Genomic DNA, 7,760 nt, shown 5'->3' with positions numbered 1-7,760 from the left:
ACAATCCCGGCCGCGTCGCCCTCGATCCGCAAGGCTTTCCGGCGCGCGCCGGAGAGGTCGTCGTCGATGCCCCGGACGAGGCATTGCTTCGTACCGCGTCGGCAAGAGGATACCGGCTGATCGAGCATGACGACGTGCTGGGTGTTTCCTTCGCGCGATTGTCGGTGCCGGACGGCAAGTCGCTGAAAGCCGCGATCGCCGAAATCCGCAAGCTGGGTGGCGAAGTCAGCGCCGATCAGCTCCATTTCGCCAGCGGCGCCGTGGCGGGCAGCCCGGCGCCGCCGGACCCGCGCACCGGACCGATGGTCGGCGTGATCGACGGGGGAGTCTCCGGCGCGACGCTGTCGGCCGGGTTCGCCAGCGGCGCGCCGCGCGCCAACGACCACGGCACCGCGGTGGCGTCGCTGATCGCCGGGTCGGGCAACGTTCGCGGTGGCTTGCCAGGCGCGCGGATCGCTTCGGCGGACGTGTACGGCAGCGACCCGGCGGGCGGCAACGCCACCGCGATCGCCAAGGCGATCGGCTGGATGGTCGAGCAGCGCGTGCCGGTGGTGACCATCAGCCTGGTCGGTCCGGCCAATCCAATACTGGCGCGCGTCGTCGCCGCGGCTCAAGCGCGCGGCCTGGTGATCGTCGCGGCGGTGGGCAACAACGGTCCGGCCGCGCCGCCGGGCTATCCCGCCTCTTATCCCGGGGTGATCGCGGTGACCGGTGTCGATCGGAAAAATCGGGTGCTGATCGAGGCGGGACGCGCGACGCATCTCGATTATGCGGCTCCAGCGGCGGACATGCTCGCGGCGGGACTGCGAGGGCGTCCGTTCCGCGTCCGGGGCACGTCGTTCGCCGCTCCGCTGGCGGCCGCGGTGATCGCGCGCTTCTACCCGACGCCGGGCGATCCGCGCGCCGCGCTGGCGCGGGTCGACGCGGTCGCGCGCGACCTCGGCGCGAAGGGGCCCGACAAGCTCTATGGGCGGGGATTGTTGTGCGACGATTGCCGCACGCCCGCGCCGTAACACACGAAAATAATTCGCACCGTCGGGATTAAACCGATCTCGGCGCCCGTTCTCCCGACAACGACCAAGGGAGAACGACCATGATGAAGAGTCTTTTCGGCGCGGCGATCGTTGCGTTGGCGGTGGCGGCCTCGCCGGCGTCGGCGCAGCTGCTCGGCGGAAGCGGCGGGCTCGGCGGTACACTCGGCGGAACGCTGCACGGGGCCGGCGGCACGCTCGGCGGATCGGGCAATGGCGCCCTGGGCGGCACGTTCGGCGGCACGATCGATCGCTTTCCCAGCGCCGACACCGACACGGTCGCGCGGACGCGCGGATCGACTCGTGCGAGCAAGAGGGTCGACGCGCGCAAAGGCAATGTCAGCGCGTCCGGCGCGACCGACAACGACACCGCGTTCGATTCGGCGACACGCATCGGCAAGCGTCAATTGACGGGCAGCGGGTCGGCATCGGGCAGCGCCGGCGGCGGCATCGACGCTCGATTGCTCGGCACCGACGATCTGCGCGATACGGCGCGCAACGGCGTGGATCGGGCGCGGACCGCGACGGGCAATGCCGCCGGCCGGGCGCGCGACGCGACGGGCAATGCCGTGGATGGCGCGCGAGGTCGGGCAGGTAACGCCGCGTCGCGCCTCTCGTCGTTCGGCGGCGGGATCGGCGGCACGGGCAACGCCGCCGGATCTGGATCGGGTAGCCTGTCGGCGCTCGGCGGCGACGTGGGCGGTGCCGGCAATTTGGCGCTCGCGGGCAGCGGTATGGCGAATGCCGGCGCCTTTCCGGTTAATCCGGGCATGGTGGTGACCAACGCGAAAGGCCGTGCGATCGGCACGGTCCAGTCGGTCCGGTCGACCGCGAGCGGCAAGGTGCAAGAGGTGCTGGTCCGCGTCGGCAACAAGGTGGCCGCGCTTCCCGCCGCCAACTTCACCGGCTCGGGTAGCGTACTGGTTTCGGCGATGGGCAAGGGCGATGTGAAGGACGCCGCCCAATAGACCGGCGCGGCGTCGAGCGCCGCCTGTTTGTCCGGTCTGTCTCGAGCACGTCGATTGATGCGACGCTCGTCCGTTCACAGCGTGCCGAACAAGGCGAGGATTCCGGCATTGCCGCGCGCGATGGCGACAAGCGTGATGATGGCGACGGCGAGCGCGAAGGCCGACGACAGGCGCGCCAAGTAATTCGGTCGGTACATCGGCCATGACTATAGCGACGGCCTGCAGGAATAGAAGAAATCCGTAATTACGTCGAATATATCCATCGATATATAAATGCCAAAAAGAACCGATGCGGGCGCCATAAATCCATTTCAAGTTGGCGAACTCGGGTTATAGTTACGGCATGGGGCGGGGAAGGCTGGCTTTGCGTGCGAGTATCGTCGCGCTGACGCAATTCGCGTTGGCGGGTGGGGCGCATGCCGCGGACGGTCAGGCGCAGAAGCCCGGCGACAAGGACCAGATCGTCATCTACGGCAGCCGCGATCAGCAATATGACCGGCCCGACCCGAGCATCGAGACCGAGCTCGATCAGAACGACATCGCCGCTTACGGGCTCGACACCGTCGGCGACCTGATCGACCAGGTCCTGCCGCAAGTCGACAATTCCTCGGACGGGCCGGTCGTACTGCTCAACGGCCGTCCTGCCAACGGCTTGAAGGACGTGTCCGACTTGCCGACCGAGGTGGTGAGCAAGATCGAGGTGCTGCGTCCGCAAGCCGCGACGCAATATGGCCAGAGCCCGAGCCGGCGCGTGGTCAATATCGTCATCAAGTCCGACCATCGCCAGGTCACCACCAACCTGACCTCCGGGCTGGCGACCGCGGGCCGCGGGTTCAATGCCGCGGGGGAATTCAACCTGCTGCGGCTCCAGGGCGGCAACCGGCGCAGCCTGGCGATCAAGGCCAATATCGTCGACCCGCTGTTCGAGTCCGATCGCCCGGTGATCGACGATCCGCTCGACCTGCCCTATGACATTGTCGGTAACATCGTCTCGTCCCCGCTGCCGGGCGGGGAGATCGATCCGGCGCTGAGTGCCGCCGCCGGTCGGTTGGTTACGGTCGCCGGCGTGCCGGCCGGACTGGCGTCGCCTTCGCTTGGCGATTTCGCGGCTACCGCAGGGCGCGCCAACCAAGGCGATGTCGGCGCCTTCCGCACCTTGGTGTCGCGTCAGCGATCCTATACCGCCAACGCCAATTTCACCCAGCGCCTGTCGTCGAAGACGGCGCTGTCGCTGACCGGGGTCGGCACCTGGGCTAGCTCGCTCGGTTATTACGGCTTGAGCCCAGCTTTGCTCACCTTGCCGTCGGCGTCGCCTTTCTCGCCCTTCTCGCAGGACGTCGACATCGCGCGCTATTTCGGGCCGCCGCTCGGCCAGCGCATGCATTCGGCCAACCTCAGCCTGGCGGGCACGCTCAACACAGATATCGGCCGGTGGCGATTGTCGGTCAGCAGCAATTTCTACCATCTGATCACCCACAATTCGAGCGATCGGGCGATCTCTATCGGCGATCTCGACGCGGCGGTGCTGGCGGGCATGGTCGATCCCTTCGCGCCCCTCCCGCCGGGGCTGTTGGGCAGCGTACCGGTCGATACTGCACGATCGCTCTCCAACAACGGCTCGGCCGAGGCGCTGGCGACTGGGTCGGTGCTGCGCCTGCCGACCGGGATGGTGACCGCGTCCCTGAGGCTCGGCTGGCGATTCGACCATTCGCGCTCGCGGACCTTATCGGGGAGCAACGTCTTCACCAGCCTGCTCGATCGCGACGAGGAAGTGGCCCAAGGCTCGCTACGTTTCCCCCTGCTCGGCGCGCCGCTGGTGCGCGGCGTCGGCGACCTAGGCGGCGAGTTTTTCGCCGCCGCGCGTCACGTCACCGCCGCCGGGTGGCTGAAGGATTATGGCGGCGGGCTGACCTGGCGCTTCGGCAACGTGCTAGAACTCCGCGCTTATTCCTCGCGCGAGGAAGTCGCGCCGCTGCCCAACGCGCTCACCGACCCGATCGTAACGATCGAGAACGTCCGGACCTACGATTTCATCCGCAACGAGACGGTGCTGGTCACCTATATCACCGGCGGCAATCCCAGTCTGCCGGTCGAGCGGCGCACCACGACCACGCTCTCCGGTACCTTGCGCCCGCTGGCGGCGACCGACCTGACCTTCAATATGGAATATCAGAAGATCGTCGGTCGCGGCGTCTTCGCCGCGCTGCCGCCGGTCAACGCCGATGTCCAAGCGGCGTTCGGCGACCGCTTCGTGCGTGACGCGTCGGGCCAGTTGATCCTGGTCGACGCGCGGCCGGTCGCGTTTGCGCTGAGCCGGCGCGAGCAGATCCGCTGGAGCGGGAATTTCAGCAAGGCGATCGGCGCCCCCCGGCTGAGTGCTCCCGGGACGGCCGGCGGACCGGCCAAACTGGGCTCGGGCTGGCGGTTCAATGCCAATTTCAGTTACACGCTCGCGCTGATCAATACGCGGCTGGCACGATCGGGGTTGGCGGAGATCGACATGCTCGACGGCGGTGCGCTGGGCTATGGCGGCGGACAGCCGCGGCACCTGCTGCAGGCCACCGGCGGGTTGCTGCGCGACGGTGTCGGGCTGCAGATTTCGGGGTCGTGGAAAAGCGCGTCGCGGATCAATGCCGGGCCGGTCGCCAGTCCTTCGGACATCGTCTTCGCGCCGCGCACGACTATCGGAGCGCGACTGTTCGCCAACTTGGGCCCGTTGCTGCCGCACATCGGGCTAGTCAAGAACATGCGGCTGACGCTCGCCGTAGATAACCTCTTCGATTCGAAGCAACGCGTGACCGACCGCAGCGGTGCGACTCCGAACGGCTATCAGCCCTGGTTGCTCGATCCGCTCGGCCGCACCGTCAGCATCTCGCTCCGCAAGGTCTTTTGAGCGAAAGCGAGCAAAAAAAGGGGCGGTGAACCCACCGCCCCTTCATCCCTCCCCAGGGTAGGGTCAGGTCGGCGGCACCGAGACCGACGGCGTCGAACCCAGCGTGTTGTACCAGGCGGTGCTGCACTGACCGAGGCTGCCGTCGTAACCGTTCTGCGCGCGCCAGGTGCCCGGATTGCGACCCGGCGAATTGCAGATCACGACCTCGCCGCCGACGGTGCTGGCGTTGGGATCGGTCCACGGGCCAGGAATGGTTTCCGTACGCGTGCCGTAGGTCACGGTGGTCGACGTCGCCGTCACCGGCTCGTCGATCTGAAGGCCCGGAGGCGCGATCGAATAGCCCGGGTGCAGCGGATCGTTGTCGGCGCCGTTGGTCGGCTTGTGGACGTGACACGTGCCGGTCCGCGTGGTGATCGTGGTGATCTTGGTACGAATGGTCTCGAGCGCGCCGGCGGCATAGACCACCGACAAATCCGCATAAGCGAAGATGTTGACGCTCTGACCGTTGACATGCGCCCCGCGGAAATTGCTGTACTTGTAGGTCGGCGTACCGATGCCGACGGTCGAGATGATGCCGTCATCCTCGGTCGTGCTGGTCGAACTCGTGGTGATGTCGATAGCGATCGCGGTGAATTCCGACTGGGCGGCGGGCTTCAACAACGCCATGCACTTGGCATCGAGTTCCGGATCGGTCCCGGTGACTTGCGCCGCGGCGACATTCGGACACGCCATGACGGCGAGCGCGATCGCACTGCCGCCAAGAACAACGAACTTCTTCATAACACTCCCTCCAACAAAAATGCCGACCGATGAGCAACGTCATCCAGTCGGCGCGACTCGTCATCGCAACCCGATCGTGAAGAGAGGATATTCTCCGCGTGATCTAAGTAAACACCAAGTTTACTTAATTGGAAACATTTTAGAATTAACGTAATACATAATATGTATCTAGTTAGCTGTTAGTATAACGTTAGATATAAGTCTCGGCCGTCGTGATGGCGACAGCGACCCATCGCACCAGTTCTATCGCGCGTGCAGCCTGGCCAGCGCGATGCCGGCGAGATTCTGTGATCTCTTGACATGACGAAGGCGCAGCGGCCGACCCGGCACGGCGAATGCCATGACCTGCCCGGCGCGCAGGGCCCGGCATGCGACGCCGGCACGCGCCTGGCCGATGACCGCGAGCGAATCGCCGAGAAAGACTGGATCGTCCAGCCCGAGCGCGGACGCGATCTCCACCGCGTGAAGCAATGCGCGCCATTCCGCCTCCAGGCTGCTACCCGGACCGAGATCGCGCCGCACATGCTCGCGCCCGCCGACCACCACTGCGGTTTCCATTCCGGTCGCCGGCCGCCAGCCGCCGTCGAAAAAGACCTTCACGCGTCCAGGCAACGCCATTCCCCCGGTGCGATGCCGTCGAGCGACCAGTTGCCGATCCGCCAGCGTACCAGCCGGAGCGTCGGGTGGCCGACCGCCGCCGTCATCCGCCGGACCTGGCGGTTGCGGCCCTCACGGATGGTCAGGCGGATCCAGCCGTCGGGCACGCTCCTGCGAAAGCGGACCGGCGGGTCGCGCGGCCATAAGTCGGGGTCGGGAATGCGCTCGGCCTCGGCCGGGCGGGTGAGGCCGTCCTTCAATTCCACGCCCGTGCGCAGCGCCGCCAGCGCCTCGTCACCGATCTCTCCCTCGACCTGGACCAGATAGGTCTTGGCCATCTTGAACTTGGGGTCGGCGATCCGTGCCTGCAGCCGGCCGTCATCGGTCAGCAGCAGCAATCCTTCGCTGTCGAGATCGAGCCGGCCCGCCGGATAGACGCCGGGCAGATCGACGAACTGCGACAGCGTCGGCCGCGCCGACCCTTCATTGCCGCGATCGGTGAACTGGCACAGCACGCCATAAGGCTTGTTGAACAGGACCAAGCGCGACATGCGATGGCTTTGGTCCAGGTCGGGTCGACATACAATATTCGGCGTTGGACTTGATTACCCTGAGTTCCTGCGAAAGCAGGAACCCGAGATAATTGGGCACGGCATGGCGGTTAATTGCTAACCGTCACCCCGGCCTTGTGCCGGGGTCCACCGGGCCGCAAGCGTAGGACAAGAGGTCTGGGGCCAGGCTCAACGGCGCGGTGGATGCCGGGACAAGCCCGGCATGACGAAAGGGGAGCGTTGAAAATCAATCCGGCCTCGGCACTTTGGGACCCCTGAGTCCGTTTTCGCAGGAGCGTCGCGTGTAATCCTAAACACGGGCTCCCGCTGTACTCTCGATGCTCAGCGCGACCGCCTCGGCGACCTTGATGCCATCGACCGCCGCCGACAGGATGCCGCCCGCATAGCCGGCACCTTCGCCCGCCGGATACAGACCGGCGGTGTTGAGGCTCTGGAAATCCTTGCCGCGGGTGAAGCGCACCGGCGAGGATGTGCGCGTCTCGACCCCGGTCATGATCACATCGGGATGGTCGTAGCCCGGAATCTGGCGGCCGAACACCGGGATCGCCTCGCGCATCGCCTCGACCGTGAAATCGGGCAGGCACTGGCGGAGGTCGGTCAGCTGCACACCCGGGCGGTAGGACGGAAGGACCTCGCCGAACTCGGTCGATCCTTTTCCTTCGAGGAAATCGCCGAGCTTCTGCGCCGGCGCCTTGTAGTTGGAGCCGCCCGCGACGAACGCGCGTTCTTCCCAATGTCGCTGTAGCGCGATGCCCGCGAGCGGATCGCCGGGATAGTCGCGCGCCGGGTCGATCGCGACGACGAAGCCCGAATTGGCGTTGCGCTCGTTGCGCGAATATTGGCTCATGCCGTTGGTCGCGACGCGGCCTTCCTCGGACGTCGCCGCGACCACCGTGCCGCCCGGGCACATGCAGAAGCT

8 protein-coding genes are annotated in these 7,760 nt (G+C 66.4%); 3 read left to right on the top strand and 5 right to left on the bottom strand.

The features are described 5' to 3' along the window. Together ACTHJR_RS02940 and ACTHJR_RS02935 are read left to right on the top strand one after the other, a co-directional pair. Window positions 1-1,013: S8 family serine peptidase (locus ACTHJR_RS02940; protein ID WP_440521581.1), on the top strand; the 1,013-nt coding region annotated here is incomplete at its 5' end. Window positions 1,014-1,093: 80 nt separating this feature from the next. Beyond that, window positions 1,094-1,999 (top strand): hypothetical protein, encoded by a 906-nt coding sequence (locus tag ACTHJR_RS02935; protein ID WP_440521580.1) that lies wholly within the window; start codon window positions 1,094-1,096, stop codon window positions 1,997-1,999. A 74-nt stretch (window positions 2,000-2,073) separates the two neighbouring features. Here ACTHJR_RS02935 and ACTHJR_RS02930 read toward each other — a convergent pair whose 3' ends face one another. After that, window positions 2,074-2,196 carry a hypothetical protein gene (locus ACTHJR_RS02930; RefSeq protein ID WP_440521579.1) on the bottom strand — a complete coding sequence of 41 codons (123 nt, stop codon included), beginning with the start codon at window positions 2,194-2,196 and terminating at the stop codon, window positions 2,074-2,076. Between the two features lie 167 nt (window positions 2,197-2,363). Here ACTHJR_RS02930 and ACTHJR_RS02925 point away from each other — a divergent pair, with 167 nt between their 5' ends. Beyond that, complete coding sequence (locus ACTHJR_RS02925) at window positions 2,364-4,892, top strand: hypothetical protein (protein WP_440521578.1); 2,529 nt, start codon at window positions 2,364-2,366, stop codon at window positions 4,890-4,892. Window positions 4,893-4,955: 63 nt separating this feature from the next. Here ACTHJR_RS02925 and ACTHJR_RS02920 read toward each other — a convergent pair whose 3' ends face one another. The 4 genes from ACTHJR_RS02920 to ACTHJR_RS02905 form a co-directional block, all read right to left on the bottom strand. Continuing rightward, window positions 4,956-5,672 (bottom strand): hypothetical protein, encoded by a 717-nt coding sequence (locus ACTHJR_RS02920; RefSeq protein WP_440521577.1) that lies wholly within the window; start codon window positions 5,670-5,672, stop codon window positions 4,956-4,958. Between the two features lie 243 nt (window positions 5,673-5,915). Further along, on the bottom strand, window positions 5,916-6,272 hold the full coding sequence (locus ACTHJR_RS02915; protein WP_440521575.1) for a hypothetical protein: 357 nt from the start codon (window positions 6,270-6,272) through the stop codon (window positions 5,916-5,918). Next, window positions 6,269-6,820: a pseudouridine synthase gene (locus ACTHJR_RS02910; protein ID WP_440521574.1), complete on the bottom strand. Its 552-nt coding sequence runs from the start codon at window positions 6,818-6,820 to the stop codon at window positions 6,269-6,271. The genes ACTHJR_RS02915 and ACTHJR_RS02910 overlap by 4 nt, the downstream gene beginning before the upstream one ends. A gap of 310 nt (window positions 6,821-7,130) precedes the next feature. Beyond that, window positions 7,131-7,760: NAD(P)/FAD-dependent oxidoreductase (locus ACTHJR_RS02905; protein ID WP_440521572.1), on the bottom strand; the 630-nt coding region annotated here is incomplete at its 5' end.

It is taken from the genome of Sphingomonas sp. (assembly GCF_051962185.1).
Taxonomy (GTDB): domain Bacteria; phylum Pseudomonadota; class Alphaproteobacteria; order Sphingomonadales; family Sphingomonadaceae; genus Sphingomonas.
The sequence above is the reverse complement of the archived record's forward strand: the minus strand, read 5'-3'. Positions and strand labels throughout refer to the sequence as shown.

Coding starts and splice junctions, on each gene's coding strand:
- ACTHJR_RS02930 (WP_440521579.1), bottom strand. CDS start 2,196: ATGTACCGACCGAATTACTTGGCGCGCCTGTCGTCGGCCTTCGCGCTC.
- ACTHJR_RS02935 (WP_440521580.1), top strand. CDS start 1,094: ATGATGAAGAGTCTTTTCGGCGCGGCGATCGTTGCGTTGGCGGTGGCG.
- ACTHJR_RS02920 (WP_440521577.1), bottom strand. CDS start 5,672: ATGAAGAAGTTCGTTGTTCTTGGCGGCAGTGCGATCGCGCTCGCCGTC.
- ACTHJR_RS02910 (WP_440521574.1), bottom strand. CDS start 6,820: ATGTCGCGCTTGGTCCTGTTCAACAAGCCTTATGGCGTGCTGTGCCAG.